Here is a 19,267-nt window from a genome sequence, read left to right as displayed (position 1 = left end):
TGCATGGAACCCTTATTCGATCTTGAAGCGTCTGTTATGAATGCTCTTGGCGATGAAATCCCCGGTCAACTGAATCGCCTGGACCAGAAGGACGATCACGAGGACGGTGGCGATCATGATGTCCTCCCGGAAGCGCTGGTAGCCGAAGCGGATCGCCAGGCTTCCGAGACCTCCGGCTCCGATCGCCCCGGCGACCGCCGTGCACTCGGTGATGCCGATGATCGCGATCGTGACGCCGCGCACGAGCGCCGGAAGCGCTTCGGGAATCAGCACCCGGAAGATGATCGCGAGCGGAGAAGCCCCCATCGCGATCGCCGCTTCGATTTTGCCCCCGCTTACCTCCTTGAGCGAATTCTCGATTATCCGTCCCAGGAACGGAGCCGTGCCGATCGAGAGCGCGACGATGGCCGCCGTCGGTCCGAGCGAGGTTCCGACGATCAGACGGGACAAGGGAAGCAGAATCACGATCAGGATGATGAACGGAATCGATCGTACGCCGTTTATTAGCAGGCTTATCGTCTTCTGGACGGGCAAAGCTTGCAGGATATGCCCTTTGTCGGTAACGACCAAGAGAATTCCTAGCGTCAGCCCTAGCAGAAGGGAGAAGAAGGACGACCAAGCTATCATATAAAGGGTCTCGCGAAGGGCTTCCCAGAGCAGATCGAACAGATCGTCTCTCATATTCCCGCTCCCATCCCTTCGATCAAGTCCCGCTTGGCCCGGTACTGCTCCAGGACGCCGACGAACTTGCGCGCCGTGTCGCTCTCCGGATTCAGGAACAGCTTCTCCACCGGACCGGTCTCTACGATTCTCCCGTTCTCGATGACGGCCATGCTGTCGCAGATGTGCTGAAGAACCTCCAGCTCGTGGGTGATGAGCACGATCGTCAGCTTCAGCTTGCGATTGATGTCCCTCAGCAGCTCCAGAATGGAATAGGTCGTCTGCGGATCGAGCGCCGAGGTCGCCTCGTCGCTAAGAAGCACGTCCGGATCGTTCGCGAGAGCTCTCGCGATTCCTACTCTCTGCTTCTGCCCCCCGCTTAATTGCGCCGGGTATGCCCCCTCCTTGTCGGCCAAGCCGACCAGATCGAGAATCTCCCTTACCCGCCGTCCGATCCGGTCTCTGGGGTGCCCGGCGACCGCTAGCGGAAACGCGACGTTGTGATACACCGTCTTCCCATCCAGCAGATTGAAGTGCTGAAAGATCATGCCGATCTTCTGCCTTGCCTGCCGGAGCCTTCTTCCGCTCAGCCCGGTAATGTCGTCGCCCCCGATCCGGATCCGTCCCGAATCCGGCTCCTCCAGCCGGTTCAAGCATCGAATCAGCGTGGATTTGCCAGCTCCGCTGAATCCGATGACGCCGAAGATTTCCCCTTTGCGTACCTGCAGGTCGATGCGATCCAAAGCCAAGACGCTGCCTTTCGTCGTCTGATAGGTCTTGGTCAATTGCTCGACGACTATCAAGCTATCGCCCCCTTCTCCCAGGACCAAAACAAAAAAAACTAAGTCTCTCGCCCTTCGTTCCGGGACAAGCGCTTAGTTTCCAGTGGACTGGTCAACTTAGTGACGCGTATTTAATTCATATAATTCCGATTGACTTTAATTAATTTAATCGATTTCCTCGGCGCTGTCAATGTCTTCCCAAAACATAATCGGTAAATTATAATACTTTTCCAATAGACATTCTTATATTTAGGAGGATTGGAATGAGTATCGATTCCCGCCAAATGAAACTATCGGCTTACCTCGTCGGCACGGGCATGCACGTCGCTTCATGGAGACTGCCGCAGGCGCACGCCGCGGCCAGCATCGACATCGACTACTATAAGCAGCTTGCCCGGACGGCCGAACGGGGCAAGTTCGACATCGCTTTTCTAGCGGACAGCCTCGCCATCAACGAATTCTCTCACCCGAACATTCTGAACCGCTACGAGCCGATCACGCTCATCGCCGCGCTGGCCGGAGCCACGGAGCGGATCGGCATCGTCGCCACGGCATCCACCTCTTATATCGAGCCCTTCAACATGGCCCGTTTGCTCATGTCCGTCGATCATATCAGCAAAGGAAGGGTCGGGTGGAACATCGTAACGACCCGAGATCTGTCCGGCAATACGGCAAGGAATTTCGGCGCGGAAGAGCACCTCGAGCACGGTTACAGGTACCGGAGAGCGAACGAGTTCGTCGAAGTCGTATTGGGGTTATGGGATAGCTGGGAGGATGACGCCTTCGTTCGCGACAAGGAGAGCGGCGTCTTTTTCGATCGCGGCAAGCTTCATCGGCTCCATCATCAAGGGGAGTTCTTCTCGGTCGAGGGTCCGCTGAATATCGCCCGTTCTCCGCAAGGAAGGCCGGTTCTCGTTCAGGCGGGCGTATCCGAATCGGGACAGGATTTCTCGTCGAAGGTAGGGGAAGTGATCTTCTCGATCAAGTACGATTTCGAGGAGGCGAAGGCTTTCTACGATTCCTATAAGGTCAAGGTAGCGGCCGCGGGACGGAACCCGGAACAGGTTCACGTTCTTCAAGGAATCATGCCGATTATCGGATCGACCGAACAAGAAGCCAGAGACAAGAGAAACCGGCTGGAGGCGCTCATCCCCGAGGAGACGGGCGTTGAGTTCCTATCCGATTACTTCCGGGGATACGTCGACTTCGCCGGCGTTACGCTGGACGACCGGGCACGCGACGCCGGGCTTGACCGGCTGGAGATGCCGAAGACCGATTACTTGAAGCATCGGCCGGTTATCGCCCGGGAGAACCCGACTCTGCGAGAGGTGTATTCCCTGCTCACCGGATCGTTCAGCGGCGACGATCTGGTCGGCACGCCGGAGCGGATCGCGGACACTCTGGAGCGCTGGTTCAAGGGTCGAGCCGCGGACGGCTTCATGCTGATGGCTCCTTCCTTGCCGGACGGATTGGAAGACTTCGTCGATCGCGTGGTTCCTATTTTGCAACAACGAGGCTTGTTCCGTACGGACTACGAAGGATCCACTCTAAGAGAGCATCTCGGTCTTCCGGTTCCGGCTAACCGTTACGCCCGTACCGGGCAATAACCGGACGGACGGCAGCAAAAAACTGTCACCAAACGCCGCCGGGGAAATATCCTGAATAGACGAATGACTATTCGATATGGAGGTATTGAAATGCAGCGTGGTTTTTTCCCCGGCGCCGGCTTCGGAGGAGGATTCGGCCGCCCCTTTTTCCGTCCATTTCCCCACCCGTTCTTCCCTAACCGGTTCTTGTTCCCGTTCTTCTTCTTCTCCCCGTTCTTCTTCCCGTTCGTGAGAGAAGAGCAAGCGGAAGAGGCCGTGTTCGCGAAGCATCAAGTGAAGCCGGGCGACACTTTCGCCTCGGTATGCCACCGGTACAACATCCCTCATTCCATTCTGGAAGAGGCCAACCCGCACCTGAATCCCTCGCAATTGAATGCCGGAGAAGTCGTTTCGATCCCGAGGATCTCCAACATGATCTGCCAGAAGCATTATCTCGAGGTGCCGTACTCCATGCAGCAGGGGCAGCACGCGATGCCTCAAAGCCAACAGCCCGTTCAAACTCCGTAAGTCTAAAAAAGCCAATGCCCCTCTTCTCATCTAATCGATGATCGGAGGGGCTTTCTACTGAATTGGCGCGCTTAAGCCTGGGGAGTCGTCACCTGCCACTTGATGCCGAACTTGTCTTCGATCCGGCCGAACAGGCTGCCCCAGAATTGCTTCTCTAGGGGCATGATTACCCTGCCGCCTTCGGACAGCTTGGAGAAGGCTTCCCAGGCTTCCTCTTCCGTAGCGAACTCCAGGCTTAGGTCGAACCCGTTGTTGCTTCGGCCAAGGGGCTCGCGATGCATCGTATCGGCCATATAGAAGGTCACTCCCGCAGCGGTGAAGATCATGTGAATGATCTTATCCTTCATCTCCTCTTCCGTGCCCGGCGCTTGTCCGTAAGTCATCTGGTGCTGGATTTCCCCTCCGAGTGCATTCACGTAGAACTGCGCTTGCGTTCTGGCGTCCTCGGAATAAAAATAGGGGGTTAGTTTAGCCATTCGCCGAACACTCCTTTGCGTTATTTGATTGGGCGCAAGCCGACGCTCTTCCTTCTTCTCGCTACATACTGGATTCCCTACTTCCAGGTGTCTAAACATAAGAAAAAAACGCCTCCGGCGATCCTTGGATGCCGGATAAGCTTTGCGGAGGTGGTACAGATAAGGGGAGCGTGTAACTTATTCATTCCGTATCGTTAATAAAAAGGCTGCCCCGGCAGCGGCAATCCGCCCCCCAAGGCAACCTTTAAATCTTCCCTCTACTTAGTCGATAGCTCCAACATCCTCAGCAGAACCGTTACGGCTTCCGCTCTTGTCGTCTGGGCATTCGAGAGGAATTGCCCATCATTGTTGCCTTTTATCAGGCCAAGCTTCTCGATTGCCGACACAGCCGATCTAGCCCATGCCGGAATGCTGCCGTCATCCTTGAATCCGGTCGAGGCGTTCGATTCGAAGCTTGCCTTCAGCGCCTTAGCGATCATTGCCGCCATCTCGGCGCGGGTTATCTTGGCATCCGGACGGAAGGTTCCGTCTGCGTAGCCGGTAATGACTCCGGCCTGAACGGCTTGAGAGACGGCCGTTCGCGCCCAGGCTCCGACCTTGGCGGCGTCAGAGAAAGAAAGTTCCGCAGCTGCGCTATCCAGCTTCAGCGCGTTCATCAGCATAACTGCGAATTCCGCGCGGGTTACGGTCGCGGCAGGCTTAAACGTTCCGTCCTCATAGCCGCTGACGATGCCGAGGCTTGTTGCTTGCTTGATTTGCGCTACGGCCCAATGACCGGAGATATCTCCGAAGGAGACTTCTGGTGCTTCAGTCTCGCCAGTGCCTCCGACGGCCAGAACCGCGTACTTCGTAAAGTGATCGACCTCGACCGAGATCCGATTTCCCTCCGCCTTGCCACCGACTTCCACCCATTCCTTCTTGGTCTCGTCGAAGTAGAAGACGGACGGTTTTTGTCCTTCTTCTAAGCTCGAAGGGTCGAAGACGAAGGTCAGCGTTACCGGGTTCGCGAAGTTCTCGGGGAAGTTCTTCAGAATCTCATAGACCGAGCTGGCCAGAACTTCTTTATTCGTAAATAGCGGTTGCGTTTCCGCGACCTTCTCGATGATCAGCTTCAGTTCGCGGTTCGTCGCGTTGGCGGGAATCTGGATCGTAATTGTCTCATCCAAGCTAACTTGGCCTACTCTCCCTGCTGGAAGGGTTAAGCTACCATTCGCAGAGCTGATTATTTCCGTGCTGGGCACTGTCACAACGATTCCGCTTCCTCCGCCGGCAGCTCGCGTGACGGTGACGGTATAGGTCTTCGTCGAGCTATCCTCGGCGGTCACGACCACCCGTATCACGTTTGCACCTACGTTCAAATCAATCGCTCCGCTAGCCGTGCCGCTTGCAACAACCACATCGTTCACGGAGATCGATGCCGTATTGTCATAGACAACTGCAGTGACCGACAGGCTCGCAACGCTATTGGCTAGGTCAACCGCGTAGGACGTAACCGAAGCGTCGAAGCTCGGAGTCAGCTTCCCTTCCGATACGCTCAAGCCGGACAAGGTCGCATCGCCGCTTGGCACATACGGCTGTGCACGGACTACCGTTACCGTGTACGTCTTCTTCGTGCCGTCTTCTGCGGTCACGACGATCTTGACCTTGTTGGCGCCGACCGCAAGATCGATCGCTCCGCTGGCCGTGCCGCTGTCGACTTCTTCGTCGTCAACGGTTACCGTCGCCTTGCCGTCCGAGACGGTCGGTGTCACCGTCAGACTCTCAACGCCGCTCTCCACGTCGACGCTATACGTCGCAACCTCGGCATCGTAGCTCGGAGTCAACGTCCCTTCCGACACGCTAAGGCCGGAGAGAGTCGCATCGCCGCTTGGCACGTACGGCTCCGCGCGGGTTACCGTTACCGTGTACGTCTTCTCCGTGCCATTCTCTGCGGTCACGACGATCTTGATCGGGTTCGCGCCGACCGCAAGATCGATCGCTCCGCTGGCCGTGCCGCTGTCGACGACCACATCGTTCACGGAGATCGATGCCGTATTGTCATAGACGGCTGACGTGACCGACAGGCTCGTAACGCTATTGGCTACGTCAACCGCGTAGGACGTAACCGAAGCGTCGAAGCTCGGAGTCAGCTTCCCTTCCGATACGCTCAAGCCGGACAAGGTCGCATCGCCGCTTGGCACATACGGCTGTGCACGGACTACCGTTACCGCGTACGTCTTCTTCGTGCCGTCTTCTGCGGTCACGACGATCTTGATCGGGTTCGCGCCGACCGCAAGATCGATCGCTCCGCTAACCGTGCCGCTGTCGACTTTTTCTTCGCCCACAATGATCTTTGCCTTGCTGTCCGTAGCGGTCGGCGTCACCGTCAGGCTCTCGACGTCGCTCGCCACATTGACGCTGTATGCCGTCACCTCGGCATCGAAGCTCGGAGTCAGCATCCCTTCCGACAAGCTCAAGCCGGACAGCGTCGCATCGCCGCTTGGCACGTACGGCTCCGCGCGGGTTACCGTTACCGTGTAGGTCTTTTTCGTACCGTTCTCCGCCATCACGACGATCTCGATCTCGTTGGCGCCGATCGCCAGCTCGATCGCTCCGCTAGCCGTGCCGCTGTCGACTTTTTCTTCGCCCACAATGATCTTTGCCTTGCTGTCCGTAGCGGTCGGCGTCACCGTCAGGCTCTCGACGTCGCTCGCCACATCGACGCTATACGAAGCAACCTCGGCATCGAAGCTCGGAGTCAGTGTCCCTTCCGACAAGCTCAAGCCGGACAGCTTCGCATCGCTGCTTGGCACGTACGGCTCCGCACGGACTACCGTTACCGTGTACGACTTCTTCGTTCCGTTCTCCGCGGTCACGACGATCTCGACCTTGTTGGCTCCGACTGCAAGATCGATCGCTCCGCTAGCCTCGCCACTGTCGACTTTTTCTTCGCCCACAATGATCTTTGCCTTGCTGTCCGTAGCGGTCGGCGTCACCGTCAGGCTCTCGACGTCGCTCGCCACATTGACGCTGTATGCCGTCACCTCGGCATCGAAGCTCGGAGTCAGCATCCCTTCCGACAAGCTCAAGCCGGACAGCGTCGCATCGCCGCTTGGCACGTACGGCTCCGCACGGACTACCGTTACCGTGTACGACTTCTTCGTTCCGTTCTCCGCGGTCACGACGATTTTGATCGGGTTAGCTCCGACCGCAAGATCGATCGCTCCGCTAGCCTCGCCACTGTCGACTTTTTCTTCGCCCACAATGATCTTTGCCTTGCTGTCCGTAGCGGTCGGCGTCACCGTCAGGCTCTCGACGTCGCTCGCCACATTGACGCTGTATGCCGTCACCTCGGCATCGAAGCTCGGAGTCAGCATCCCTTCCGACAAGCTCAAGCCGGACAGCGTCGCATCGCCGCTTGGCACGTACGGCTCCGCGCGGGTTACCGTTACCGTGTAGGTCTTCTTCGTGCCGTCCTCCGCGGTCACGACGATCTCGACCTTGTTGGCTCCGACTGCAAGATCGATCGCTCCGCTCGCCGTTCCGCTGTCGACTTCTTCTTCGCCCACGATGATCATCGCCTTGCTGTCCGTAGCGGTCGGCGTCACCGTCAGGCTCTCCACGTCGCTCGCCACATCGACGCTATACGCCGCAACCTCGCCGTCGAAGCCCGGAGTCAGCGTCCCTTCCGACACGCTAAGGCCGGACAGCGTCGCATCGCTGCTTGGCACGTACGGCTCGCGGGTTACCGTTACCGTGTACGTCTTCTTCGTACCGTCCTCCGCGGTAACGTCAATTTCAATCGGATTAGCACCGACCGTCAAATCGATCGCTCCGCTGGCCGTTCCGTTGTCGGCGACTTCACCGTTAACGATAATCGTGGACACGCTGTCGTAGACGGAAGCAGTGACCATAAGACTCTCGACATCGTTCGCTACGTTAGCCGTATAAGAAGTGACGGAACGGTCGAAGCTTGGACTCAATTCCCCTTCCGATAATGTCAAACCGGAAAGGTCCGCTTGCGTGTAGATAGGAATAAACCCGGAGGCCGTCTTCAGCGCAAACGGAATCGAGGAGATCTGCGGATCGTTCGGATCGAAAGCAGCCGATTTCACCCGGAAAGTTACAAGACCGTTCTGCGTAAAAGAAGCGAGTCCTTCCGTCACCGTACTTCCCTGATTCTGAGTATTCTGAGGATCTAAATCCATGAAGGTTACCTGATCCGTCGTCTGAGCGAATACCCCGGTGCGGCCGTCAACCAAAGGAGCGTTCTCGCCTGCCCCGTACAGAGCAAACGTCACGTCGTAAAATACCTTACCATCGGTCGACGTAAAGAGCTTAGGTTCCCCCTGTAAAACGGCATAGGCCGCAGGAATTTGAGGCTTGGTACCGCTTATGTTCGAAATGTAAACACTATTAAAGTCATCAATGGTGCTGTTGCCATAATAATAATCCGGAACCCAGCTTACTCCGGCAACGGAATCGTACACCCAAGCGCCCACGATTGTTTTGACGTCAGGGTTGTTGATCGTAATCGACGACAGGCCCTCCTGCCCGGCCGTTGTCGCGGTTGTCCCATCGTTAAAAAGAAGATAGATTTGCTCATTGGCTTCCAGCGTGTCCTCATCCTTAATATTGATGGTTACGCTTTCCGAAGTCGATATGCACCCGCTTAGCCCAAGCAGCAAGAGCAGCAGCGCCGCCAACCAGCCCGTTTTCCTCTTCAAAATCCTCATTGCCAACATCCTTTTTTTCTCCTCCCGAAGCTGATCTTCCTGTCCCTTAATGTCGAATATTCTAATCTTAAAAATGGCATAAAAAAATCCCCCATACGGGGGAAATTCAACCGCTATATCCTTATTTTCAACTCGTGAGCCCGCCGAAGCAGCTGCACCCGATTGTTAACCTCGAGCTTGCGGAAGCAGTTCTTGAGATGAGTCTTGACCGTCTCGGCCGTGATGTTCAGGCGGCTCGCGATCTCTTTGTTCGGCAGCCCTTCCGCGATGAGGCCGACGACCCTCGCTTCCTGTTCGGTCAAGATAGTCTTTAGCTCCGGAAGCACCTTCGATTCGGGTTCCGCGCTTCGCCGCCTCTCGCGGATCCGCTCCAGCGTCTTGGCCATCCGTTCCAAGCTCACAGGCTTCAACAAGTAGTCCGAGGCGTTAACCTCGAAGGCCTGAACCGCGTAGGAGTCATAGCCGGTCACGAACACCACGTCGATGGACGAATCCAGCTTGCGCAGATGGTCCGACAGGCTCATTCCGTCGATCTCCGGCATGGAGATGTCCAGAAAGGCGATCTGGACCGGGTTCGTTCTCGCATATTCGCAGGCCTCTCTCGGATCGAGAGTAGAATATCCGATCTCGACTCCGCCGACCTCCGAGAGAATCATCTCCAGCCGCTCGATCGCCAGCTCCTCATCGTCTACGATCATGGCTCTAAGCATCCATTCTCCCCCTCTAAAATGTCCGATCCGCAGGAATGCGAAAGCTGACCCTCGTGCCGCGCCCTTCTTCGCTTTCGATCTGCAGGCTGTTGCCGTATAAAAGCATGATCCGTTGGCCGATGTTCGCGAGTCCGATGCCTTTCCTGGATTCGCCGGGAACAAGAACGGATTCCAGCTGGAACCGGTCCATTCCGCGGCCATTGTCTTCCACGACGAACCGGATGGAGGCATCTTCCTCTTCCCGAATAGTAATCTTGACGGTACCGCCTCTCAGATTGGACATCAGGCCGTGCCGAACGGCATTTTCCACCAAGGGTTGGAGAACGAGCGGGGGAACCCGGGTGCCGGGCGCCGCATCCACCTCGTACTCCACGTTCAGCCGGGATCCGAAACGAGCCTTCTCTATCGTCAGGTATGCTTGTATCAACTCCAGCTCGTGCTCGAGAGTCGTCGGCGAGCCGATCGGCTTGAAGTCGAAGCTTCTTCTTAAGTAACGCGAGAATTCCAACGTCAGCTCTTCCGCTCTGCGCGGATCCTTCAGGCATAGAATGGCGATCGAATTCAGCGTGTTGTACAAGAAGTGGGGATTGATCTGGGAACGCAAGAAGGCGATCTCCGCCTCCTTGGCTTCCTCCTGGAGTTTGCTATTTCTAGCAAGCATCTCGCGGATCGACTCGTTCAAGGAGGTAAACAGCAGCATCGATGCCGAGGCAACGAGCGCATAAAGCAGATTCGTCTGCAACAGGGAAACGGTCATATCCCGGACGATGGACAAGAGAATGAAGCCCACCTGACAATAGAAAAGAGATAGCGATACCGCTATAACGACTTTTTTCGGCTTATTCGCCTTTAGGAAGAGCGTTCGGCAGTATAAAATGACCGGCATGCTGATTAGCAGCGTCAATGCCGTCGTAAGGAGGCCGGGATCGACTCCGAGATAAAGCCGGTACACCATAATGAGCGCGGACAAAAATATCCCCGTGGTCGTCCCTCCATAGAGCGTTCCGAGCAGCAAGGGAACGACCCGTATATCTATGCGGACATCGGGGCTCAAGTGCGCGGGAAACGTCATGCACAGCAGAACGGCCAGTCCGAACAGGAAGGTGACGACTTGCTTGGCGTGCCTCGTCCGATCCGCTCTCTCCGTGGAGAACAATTGATAAGAGAGCGTGATAACGGCTATTAGCGCCAGCTGCAGCAGAAAATCTTTTAACAGGCTCATATCGTTCGATCTCCTTGTCCTAATGGGCTTCGACACTTTCCGCCAAACTCCTGTTTCTTAAGTCGCAATTTTATCCAATTCGTCCAACAAAAAAACTCAAGCCCCTAAGGAGCTTGAGTTCATCCGCTTGCTCTATCATGCCATATTAATCGCCCGGATCCGGTCGAGCGGAACCTTAGGCTGCCGGTCTTCGCCGAGCAGGCCGTTGACCTCTTGCTGAACGTCGGTAACCTGCGTGTAGCAATAGCCGCAGATATAATCCGTGTCCTTGATCGCCTGCGTGATTCGCGCGAACCGATCCAGGAATGCCTCCTCCGAATCGACCTGGTTGCCGTAGCCCCATCCCTCTTCGGACTTGAACGCGATGCCGCCGAATTCGCTGATGATAATCGGCTGGCCGCGGTAGGCATAGCCTTGGGCCATCGCGTACTTGAAGTTCGAATGCGGGATTTCGTTGCTTGTGATGGCGTCCTTGTCGGCATATCGCTTCAAGAACCGCTCGCCCGATTCCTCGTAATCGTGCAGGGTAAGAATGTCCGAGACCGTATGCTCCCAACCGTCGTTGACGATAACCGGCCGGTTCGGGTCGATCGCCTTCGTCAGATGGTAGATGGATTCGGTGAACTGCTGCTGCCTCCGGTCGGCGAAGACGTTGGCGATGCCCCAAGACTCGTTAAACGGAACCCAAGTGACGATGCTCGGGTGATTGTACTGCTGCCGGACGATATCCAGCCATTCTCTCGTAAACCGGTCGACGGCCCGGTCGTTGAACTCGTAAGCCGCGGCCATCTCCGACCAGACGAGCAGCCCCTTCACGTCGCACCAATACAGGAACCGCGGGTCTTCGATCTTCTGGTGCTTGCGGACTCCGTTATAGCCCATCTCCAGGATTCGGTCGATGTCCTCGAGGATCGCTTCCTCGGAAGGAGGCGTCAGATGGCTGTCGGTCCAATAGCCCTGATCCAAGATCAGGCGCTGATAGATCGGCTCGTTGTTCAGCAGAACCTTGCCCTTCTGGATCGACACTTTGCGAAGGCCGAAGTAGGATTGAACCTCGTCAAGGACCGCGCCCGACGAATCCGCAAGGACGAACTCCACTTCGTAAAGCTTCGGATTCGCCGGCCTCCAGGCCTCCACTCTCCATACTCGCTTATCGCTGATCAGCTCCACGGTTGCGCTCAAGCTCGAACGGTCGACCGCGATGCTGGTCTGCTTGATCGGCTCGCCGTCCAGCGTGATTTTCGTCGTGAGGGTGACACCGTCGAACGCGCCCCCGCCGCCGAGCCGGTAATCGAACTTAACCGAGCTCGTATCGAGGTCGGGAGTCATCTTGACCGACTGAAGGTGACGATCGCTTACGTATTCCAGCCATACCGTCTGCCAGATCCCCGTCGTCTGCACGTACCAGCAGCCGAAGTTGTCGGTTCTCCAACGCTGTTTGCCTCTAGGCTGCGTAACGTCGTCGCTGTCTTCCGCTTTAACGACGATACGGTTCTCGCCCTCCGCGCTTACGAACCGGGTAATGTCGAACGAGAACGCCGCATAACCGCCTTCATGAGTCCCGACGAATTCGCCGTTCACCCACACCTTGGCCGCGTAATCGACGGCTTGGAAGTTTAATAGAATTCTCTTGCCCAGAGCATCCGCGGGAACGGAGAAGCTTCTCTGATACCAGACGTACGGATGGAACTTGGATTCCCCGATGCCGCTTGCTTTCGTCTCATAAACGAATGGAACTTGAATTCGAACGTCCGTCTCGAGATTCTCGTACCAGCGCTCGTTCTCCCCGACGTTGCCGTCGTCGAAGCGGAAGTCCCACTCCCCGTTCAAATTCTGCCACTCGGCGCGGACGAATTGCGGCCTCGGGTATTCTTTACGATAGCTGCGAATGCTCATCTTCATCATCCTTTGCGTCATTCTTGTTCGAGTTAATAGATCTTGATACTGTCGAAGCTGACGTTGTTGTTATAGCCGGCCCGAACGCCGACGGAACCGTTCGTGTAGGAAGAGTCCGTCCTGTCGATGTACAGCGTGTTGTTCACGTAAACCTGAATGCGATAGCCGGCGACGACGATTTTGAGCGTGTACCACGTTCCCGGAGAGATGGGGAGGGTCGCGTTGCCCAGGCTTGTAAAATTGTTGTTGAACTTGCCCAGCCATACGCTGCCGCTTGCGAAAATGCCCGCTCCGTAGCCTTGGAACGAGTCCGTTCCGACGGCCGGATTCTGCACGTTCCAAATGAGGCTGCCTTCCCCGCTGTCGTTAAGCCGAATTTGGCCTTCGAGCGTGTACTTCTCTCCGGTCGTCCTCTGATTCAGAACGGACTTGGCGAACGCGGTCGGCGAAGCGACCGTGTAGACGCCGCCCGAAAGCGACCAAGTCCCTCCGTAGCGCGTCCATTCGCTGTCGGTATTGCTGTCGAAGCCGTTCGAGTACGTGTGAGGCGTAACCGTCACGTTGTCGAACCTGGCGGTGTTGCCGAAGCCTCCCCGAAGGCCGATCGTGCCGCGGTTATACGTCGTATCCGTGTAGTCGATCTTTAGGACATTGTCCAGGAACACCTGGATTCTTCCGAAATTCTTGACGACCTTGAGCTTGTAAGCCACGTTCATCGAGATGGCGACGGATGCGCTAGCCAGCTGCGTGTAATTATTGTTGAAGCGGCCGAGCCAGAGAACGCCGCCGGAATCGATGCCCGCCCCGTAGCCCTTGAACGCGTCGGTACCGTTCCCCGGACTCGTCACGTCGAAGATCAGGCTCGCCTGGCCGGCGCTTGTCAGGGTGATGTCGGCTTCGGCGGCGTAATTGACCAGCGAGACGTACGGATTCGCGATCGCCTTGGCCGCGCTCGTCGAGCTTACGTTGTAAGCTCCGCCAGAGACGGTCCACGTACCTTCGTACTTGGTCCAGTTCGAGTCGGTTCCGGAGAAACCGTCCGAGAAGCCCGTCGGCAGCGTCAAGAACTTGATCTTGACGTTGTGGCCTCCGACCGTGCGCTTGGCGGACGTCATCGCGGCAATCTCGTTCGTTCCCGTCTGATATAGGCTCCCCCAGTAATAATCCGGGAAGGCGCCGGGCCATAACGCCTGGTCGTTGGCGTACCAGGTCGCGCCGTAATCGTTGCTGAAGGACAGCGCGCTGCCGTTGCTCGTCACGGCCAGCCGCCCGTCGCTTAAGGACAGCACGTACGGCGCTCCGTTCTGGCCCGGAATCGGGGTTCCGATGCCGCTGGACCAGGTGACGCCATCGTTCGAGATTTTATAATAGACGTTGCAGCCGGCCGTACCGCACACCTCGTAGGTCAAGAAATACTTGCCGTTAGTCATCTTCGTCCACACCGGCATGCCGGGTCGGGAAGCGGAATTCGCCGGGTCCCACGCCGCGAAGATCTCGCTGTCCCACGACGAGCCGCCGTTCGTCGACACTTTCATCGAGATGATTTGGCTGTAGGCCGGGGAGCTCAGGGCGTATTTCTCGTTGGCGTAAAAGACGGCGAGCCGCCCGTCGCCAAGCAAGCCCATGTGCGGTTCGTAAATGCCCCGATCCGGACTGCCCAGGCTTCCCGGAGTTCCGATGTTGCTGTCGATGGTGCTGAGGAACGTCCACGACGAGCCCCCGTCCGTGCTTTTATAGACCGGCAAGGTATACGATTCCTGCCAGCGCACGGAGCGGGCCGCGAGCAGGACGTCGCCGTTCTCCAGTTGGATCATCTGCCCGTTGTCCAAGTCTCGTCCCGGATCGGCGATCGTGTTCAGAACCGTCCAAGTCCGGGCGTTATCCGTGCTTCGGGCTACCTGCAGCTTCGTGCCGCCGGTCGAGACGCGCGTATACCCATTGTTGTCGTAGATCGTATAAACGGCGAGCCAATTGCCGTTAGCCAGCTTCAGCATGCGCCCGTATTCGGAGCCGTACGTGCCGGGCGAGAAGCCTCTCGCGTCCGTGCCGGCGTCAGTGAACGTAGGCTGGTTATGAACCGTCACCTCGCTTTGAACCGTCGCCGGCCCTCCTTCCGCGAAAGCCTGGGCCCCGATCGATAGAATCAGAATAAGAGCCAGTAAGAAACTGACCGATTTTTTTATCATGGCGATCTCCTCTCTCCTTGGGGATATGGAAGCGGCGCGATTCCGGCCTGTCTATTCGCCTCGGATGATCTGCTTGCCGGTCATTGGCGGAATCTTCGGCCGCCTATCTTGCTTTAACATCGATCCCTTCCGCATCTAATGGCCTTAAACCGCGCTTGCTGTCGGACCGGGACGCCGTTCCGCTTGTCCTCGGCGGCTTCGTGACGATCCACGAGCCGAAAGCCGCGATGCCGAGCAGAACGAGGGCTAGGCCGAAGCTGTCCCGCTCGCTTAGCATCAGACTCGGCTGCTTGCTCTCCAGGGCAAAGATCAGCACGTTGGTCAGAACCAAATACCACAGCACGTTTCTCCCCATCGCTTCCAGCGGCGCGAACGGCGCCGGATAACGTTCCATCAGGCGAGAGAGCGAATAATAGCCGTAGAGGATCAGGGCGGGACCGACGATCCACCAGACGGAAGGCGGGAACCGTTCGGGCAAAGCTTGGTCATCCGCGGAGAGCCACCTCCAGAGGAAGGCCCCCGACGCGACGGCGGCCGCAGCAAGCGCCCGCAAGTCCCATGCGATCCGATGCTTGGCGAACAAAACGCCGACCAAATAATAAGGCAAATACTGAAGGACGGGGAACGACGCGAAGTCGCGCGTTCCGATCAGCGGCCCAAGCTCGGGAACGTGGACGGAACCGTAGGGGAGGAACGTGGCGGCAAGCAGCGCGAGGGCTGCCGCGAAGCCAAGCCATTGGCGTTCGGCCAGCCACCGCAGCGGCTTGAACAACGCAAGCCCGACAACCATCAGGTAAGTAAAAGAGATCAGAAACTCCGACCAGCCCGGCATATCCCGAATAAGCAGAATCGGGCGAATCGTGCTCCAATCGAGCGGACGTCCGTCGATAAAAATCCGGAAGGCCGTCCCCGATACGTAGAAAGCGATCAGCGTCTTGAGCGCGGCCAGCCCCATCCGGGGAGCCGCCCGGCGGAACGGCTTCGAGTAGTAGGCCAGCTGCGAGACGTACCCGAAGCTGAAGACGAATCCGGAGAACGTGATCAGGTTGATGACGTCGATAAAGCGCTGCCCGTCCGGGTATACCAGCGGATCGCTGAAGAACTGAAGCGCGTGGCAGTAAACCATCCCGATGACGAGCAGCCCCTTGAAGAGGTCGATCGCCCTCTCCCGCGCAGGAGCCGCGGCCGGCGCCGCGCTCATCCCTTGATCCCCGTCAGGCTGATGCCCTTCACGATCTGGCGTTCGAAGACGATGAACAGCAGCAGAATCGGCAGGGAAGAAAGCGTATTGATGACCATCGGCTTGACGTAATCCTCCGAGTACTGGTTCATCAAGGTCGGAATCCCCATCGGCAGCGTAAACAGGTTATCGTCGGTCACGGACAGGAACGGCCACAGGAAGTTGTTCCAAGAGCCGATGAACGTCAGAATCGCCATCGATGCGAGAGCCGGCCGCGTCAACGGGAGCATGATGGACCAGAAGATCCGCCATACCCCGGCTCCGTCGATCTGCACGCTCTCGACCAGCTCGTTCGGCACGCCGTCGAAAAAGCTTTTGAGCACGATGACCGCGACCGGAGAGGCCAGCGCAGGCAGGATCAGGCCCTGGTAGCTGTTGAGAATGTTCATGTCCTTGGCGACCTGGTACAGGGGAATGATGACCGCTTCGCCCGGAATGAGCAGTCCCGCCAGGACGAAGAAGAACATGGCCGTGCGGTAACGGAACGGGATCTTCGAGATGGCGAAGCTGGCCATGGCCGCGACCGCCACCGTCAGGATCGTGACGCACACCGCCACGAAGAAGCTGTTGAACGTCCAGTTCATGAGCTTGGTCGTGCTCAGGATCTCGTCATACACGGCGAAGGAATAAGGCGGCGTGAACCAGTCGACGAGCGTCACGATTTTCATGCCTTCCTGCTTGATGGAGACGATCAGCATCCACACGAGCGGGGCCAGGAAGAAGAATGCCGCGATCAGCGAGAGGATCCGATATACCCACTTCATCAGGCGCGCGCCTCCTTCCGGTTGTTAAGCCAGTATTGGATCGCCGAGAGAACGAGCAAGATGACGAACACCACGTAAGACATGGTAGCCGCGTACCCGAGATCGTTCTCGCGGAAGCCCGTCTGATAGATCAGTTGGATAATCGGCCGGGTCTTGTCGAGCGGACCTCCGCCCGTGATGATGTAAATCTGCAGGAACACCTTGAAGGAAGCGATGATCTGGAGCATCGTGATCGTCTTGGTGATCGGGCTTAAATGCGGCAAAGTAACGTTCCAGAAAACGTTCCAGTTATTCGCTCCGTCCAGCCGGGCCGCCTCGACGATCTCGTCCGGGATTTCCTGCATCGCCGACAGGTAGAGAATGAAGTTGAAGCCGACCGTCCACCACAGGGTGATGGCGGAAACCGCGATCCAGGACAAGCCGACCTCCGTCAGCCAGAATATCTCGCTATTCTCGGGAAGAATGCGAATCAAGTGCAGGAACGTGTTCACGAAGCCCATATACGGTTGGAAAATAAACAGGCCGAGGAAGGACGCGACGGCGACGGACAGAACGCTCGGGATGAAGAACACGGTCCGGTACAGCTTGCGCAGCCGCGATTTGCGGTTGGCGATGAGAGCGAGAACGATGGCCAGCACGACCATCGTCGGCGTGGTCAGGATGACGAACAGCGTCGAGTGCCAGATCGCCTCCCATACTTCCCGGTCGTGGAACATTTTGTTATAGTTGTCCCAACCGACGTAGGACATTTTCTTGATCAAGGTCCATTTGTAGAACGTCATCTCGACGCCTTTGATCATCGGCCAGATCGTATACAGAACGTAGATGAGGACAAAAGGCAGCAGGAACAACAGCGCCAGCAAGTCCGCTCTCCATTTGCTGATTCTCATATGCACGCACCCCTCGCCGGACAGCGCGGCAAGCCTGCGGCCGAGGCCTCGGGGCTTGCCGGCTTCCTCTCATTCGGCGCTATTCTTTTAAGATCTTCTCGACTTCGGCTTGGATCTTCGTCATCGCGTCGGCCGGCGTCATCTTGGCGGCCCACACTTCGTTCAAATACTTGAACAAGGCGTTGTCGCGGATTTGCCAATTCTTCGTGGAAGGCTTGCTGAACTTGACCGTATCGGCGACGGAAGCGTAGTCGCTGCGGTAAGGCATGGCCTTGTAGTCCGCGTTCTCGAGAACGGACGGCTTGGAAGGAATGTGTCCCGCCTTGGCCCAGATCTGGCCGTTACTGGCCAGCCAGTCGGCGAAGATCATCGCCGCCTTGCGCTTATCCGGATCCTCCTTCTTCGTTACCGGAAGGATGACCGTATGGGAATCTCCCCATGTGGCCGGCTGATCGAAGATCTGCGGAATCGGCATCGCGCCGAATTCGAAGTCCTTCGTCGCTTCCCACGTTCCGGTCGCCCAGACGCCGGTCATCATGATGGCCGCGGTACCGCTCTGGAAGTTCTTGTAGAAGTCCGGATCGTTCTTCTTGATGTAGCCGTTCGTATACAGCTTCTGGATGTAGTCGGCCGCCTTCGCTCCCTTATCGGCATCGACGGCCGCGCTTCCGAGATCGTCGGAGATGACGTCGCTCGCTCCGAGCTGATGGTACAGCGCCCACCACAAGCGGAACGGGTCGTCGTTCGAGTTGGACAGGGCGAAAGGAGTTACTTTCTCCGGAAGCTTCTGTTTGAGCGCGTCAAGGAAAGCGACAAACCCGTCCGCGGATTGCTCCATGACCGGCTTGCCGTCTTCGCCGAGAAGTCCGGCGTCGCTCAGCAGCTTCTTGTTATAGAACATGATGAACGGATGCGTATCGAGCGGAGCCGCGTAATGCTTGCCGTCCACCACGGTCGCGTTCAGAAGGTTGGAGTTGTACGTTCCCCAATCGACGCCGGCCCCTTCCGCCACGTCGTCCAGCTCGCTGACGACGCCTTGGTTAATCAGATCCGGAAGACGGGACGTATGGGAGATTCCGACGTCGGGTCCGTTGCCGTTGCCGACCGCCGTGATCAGCTTGGTGTAATATTCTCCCCATTCCAGCTTCGTGTTCTTGACTTGAATGTCCGGGTGGGTCTTGTTGAATTCGTCGATCATGGCTTGCATGTTGTCGCCGTCGCCGCCGCTGAAGAGCGTCCAGAAGGACAGCGAAACTTGCTTGCCGCTTCCGGAATCGGAAGCAGGCGCGCTAGAGCTTGCTTCCGCAGAGGGGCTGGAGCTGTCCGCAGGTTCCGGACTCGCGTTGCCGCCCCCGTTGTTCCCGCCGCATGCGCTTAATACCAGAGATGCCGACATCAGGGTTGCCAGAGTCAAACCAATGTTTTTTCTCATATTTGCCTCCCCATGTAATGAAATCTCTACTCAAGGCACCAAACTATTGTTTTATTTCAAGTTTATTGTACCTTTGAGGCAATATTATTCCAGATTTTGATGTCTGTCAACGCTTTCATACAATATTTATGTAGTTAAATAGTTGGAAAAGGCCTATAGTTACAAATTCCTTGTAACCAT

At 57.1% G+C, this 19,267-nt stretch carries 14 protein-coding genes; 2 read left to right on the top strand and 12 right to left on the bottom strand.

Translation table 11 applies throughout. The features are described from left to right. Positions 1 to 12 precede the first annotated feature (12 nt). Positions 13 to 681, bottom strand: a complete 669-nt coding sequence (locus tag H7B67_RS16745) for a methionine ABC transporter permease (protein ID WP_185121003.1) — start codon at positions 679 to 681, stop codon at positions 13 to 15. After that, a complete protein-coding gene (locus H7B67_RS16740) occupies positions 678 to 1,463 on the bottom strand; it encodes a methionine ABC transporter ATP-binding protein (RefSeq protein ID WP_185121002.1) in 786 nt (261 codons plus the stop codon). The genes H7B67_RS16745 and H7B67_RS16740 overlap by 4 nt, the downstream gene beginning before the upstream one ends. Positions 1,464 to 1,705: 242 nt before the next feature. On the opposite strand from H7B67_RS16740, the gene H7B67_RS16735 reads away from it, so the two are divergent. Both H7B67_RS16735 and H7B67_RS16730 read left to right on the top strand, forming a co-directional pair. Beyond that, positions 1,706 to 3,049 (top strand): LLM class flavin-dependent oxidoreductase, encoded by a 1,344-nt coding sequence (locus tag H7B67_RS16735; RefSeq protein ID WP_185121001.1) that lies wholly within the window; start codon positions 1,706 to 1,708, stop codon positions 3,047 to 3,049. A 90-nt stretch (positions 3,050 to 3,139) separates the two neighbouring features. Beyond that, a complete protein-coding gene (locus H7B67_RS16730; RefSeq protein WP_185121000.1) occupies positions 3,140 to 3,556 on the top strand; it encodes a LysM peptidoglycan-binding domain-containing protein in 417 nt (138 codons plus the stop codon). A gap of 71 nt (positions 3,557 to 3,627) precedes the next feature. Here the strand turns inward: H7B67_RS16730 and H7B67_RS16725 are convergent, their stop codons facing one another. From H7B67_RS16725 to H7B67_RS16680, 10 genes are all read right to left on the bottom strand, one after another. Further along, positions 3,628 to 4,032 (bottom strand): VOC family protein, encoded by a 405-nt coding sequence (locus tag H7B67_RS16725; RefSeq protein WP_185120999.1) that lies wholly within the window; start codon positions 4,030 to 4,032, stop codon positions 3,628 to 3,630. Positions 4,033 to 4,289: 257 nt separating this feature from the next. After that, entirely contained in the window at positions 4,290 to 8,756 is a 4,467-nt protein-coding gene (locus tag H7B67_RS16720) for a cadherin-like beta sandwich domain-containing protein (protein WP_185120998.1), read from the bottom strand. 104 nt (positions 8,757 to 8,860) lie between these two features. Continuing rightward, entirely contained in the window at positions 8,861 to 9,457 is a 597-nt protein-coding gene (locus tag H7B67_RS16715) for a response regulator (RefSeq protein WP_185120997.1), read from the bottom strand. Positions 9,458 to 9,470: 13 nt separating this feature from the next. After that, the gene (locus H7B67_RS16710; protein WP_185120996.1) at positions 9,471 to 10,679 is read right to left on the bottom strand and encodes a sensor histidine kinase; all 1,209 of its coding nucleotides are present in this window, start codon (positions 10,677 to 10,679) and stop codon (positions 9,471 to 9,473) included. Positions 10,680 to 10,814: 135 nt separating this feature from the next. Further along, the gene (locus tag H7B67_RS16705; RefSeq protein ID WP_185120995.1) at positions 10,815 to 12,575 is read right to left on the bottom strand and encodes a glycoside hydrolase family 2 protein; all 1,761 of its coding nucleotides are present in this window, start codon (positions 12,573 to 12,575) and stop codon (positions 10,815 to 10,817) included. 32 nt (positions 12,576 to 12,607) lie between these two features. Continuing rightward, a complete protein-coding gene (locus H7B67_RS16700) occupies positions 12,608 to 14,761 on the bottom strand; it encodes a 3-keto-alpha-glucoside-1,2-lyase-like domain-containing protein (RefSeq protein ID WP_221468797.1) in 2,154 nt (717 codons plus the stop codon). Positions 14,762 to 14,864: 103 nt separating this feature from the next. Beyond that, entirely contained in the window at positions 14,865 to 15,962 is a 1,098-nt protein-coding gene (locus H7B67_RS16695; RefSeq protein ID WP_185120994.1) for a hypothetical protein, read from the bottom strand. After that, complete coding sequence (locus H7B67_RS16690) at positions 15,959 to 16,765, bottom strand: carbohydrate ABC transporter permease (RefSeq protein WP_185120993.1); 807 nt, start codon at positions 16,763 to 16,765, stop codon at positions 15,959 to 15,961. Before H7B67_RS16690 ends, H7B67_RS16695 begins: the two co-directional genes overlap by 4 nt. After that, complete coding sequence (locus H7B67_RS16685) at positions 16,765 to 17,655, bottom strand: carbohydrate ABC transporter permease (RefSeq protein ID WP_185120992.1); 891 nt, start codon at positions 17,653 to 17,655, stop codon at positions 16,765 to 16,767. The genes H7B67_RS16690 and H7B67_RS16685 overlap by 1 nt, the downstream gene beginning before the upstream one ends. Positions 17,656 to 17,734: 79 nt before the next feature. Continuing rightward, entirely contained in the window at positions 17,735 to 19,087 is a 1,353-nt protein-coding gene (locus H7B67_RS16680) for an ABC transporter substrate-binding protein (protein ID WP_185120991.1), read from the bottom strand. Positions 19,088 to 19,267 lie beyond the last annotated feature (180 nt).

It is taken from the genome of Cohnella thailandensis, assembly GCF_014212135.1.
Classification (GTDB): domain Bacteria; phylum Bacillota; class Bacilli; order Paenibacillales; family Paenibacillaceae; genus Cohnella; species Cohnella thailandensis.
Note: the sequence above shows the minus strand (reverse complement) of the source record. Positions and strands in the feature narration are given on the sequence as shown.

Bases quoted from the DNA above. Each gene is read 5' to 3' on its own strand.
- H7B67_RS16745 (WP_185121003.1), bottom strand. From the start codon at position 681: ATGAGAGACGATCTGTTCGATCTGCTCTGGGAAGCCCTTCGCGAGACC.
- H7B67_RS16735 (WP_185121001.1), top strand. From the start codon at position 1,706: ATGAGTATCGATTCCCGCCAAATGAAACTATCGGCTTACCTCGTCGGC.
- H7B67_RS16730 (WP_185121000.1), top strand. From the start codon at position 3,140: ATGCAGCGTGGTTTTTTCCCCGGCGCCGGCTTCGGAGGAGGATTCGGC.
- H7B67_RS16725 (WP_185120999.1), bottom strand. From the start codon at position 4,032: ATGGCTAAACTAACCCCCTATTTTTATTCCGAGGACGCCAGAACGCAA.
- H7B67_RS16720 (WP_185120998.1), bottom strand. From the start codon at position 8,756: ATGTTGGCAATGAGGATTTTGAAGAGGAAAACGGGCTGGTTGGCGGCG.
- H7B67_RS16715 (WP_185120997.1), bottom strand. From the start codon at position 9,457: ATGCTTAGAGCCATGATCGTAGACGATGAGGAGCTGGCGATCGAGCGG.
- H7B67_RS16710 (WP_185120996.1), bottom strand. From the start codon at position 10,679: ATGAGCCTGTTAAAAGATTTTCTGCTGCAGCTGGCGCTAATAGCCGTT.
- H7B67_RS16705 (WP_185120995.1), bottom strand. From the start codon at position 12,575: ATGAGCATTCGCAGCTATCGTAAAGAATACCCGAGGCCGCAATTCGTC.
- H7B67_RS16700 (WP_221468797.1), bottom strand. From the start codon at position 14,761: ATGATAAAAAAATCGGTCAGTTTCTTACTGGCTCTTATTCTGATTCTA.
- H7B67_RS16695 (WP_185120994.1), bottom strand. From the start codon at position 15,962: ATGAGCGCGGCGCCGGCCGCGGCTCCTGCGCGGGAGAGGGCGATCGAC.
- H7B67_RS16690 (WP_185120993.1), bottom strand. From the start codon at position 16,765: ATGAAGTGGGTATATCGGATCCTCTCGCTGATCGCGGCATTCTTCTTC.
- H7B67_RS16685 (WP_185120992.1), bottom strand. From the start codon at position 17,655: ATGAGAATCAGCAAATGGAGAGCGGACTTGCTGGCGCTGTTGTTCCTG.
- H7B67_RS16680 (WP_185120991.1), bottom strand. From the start codon at position 19,087: ATGAGAAAAAACATTGGTTTGACTCTGGCAACCCTGATGTCGGCATCT.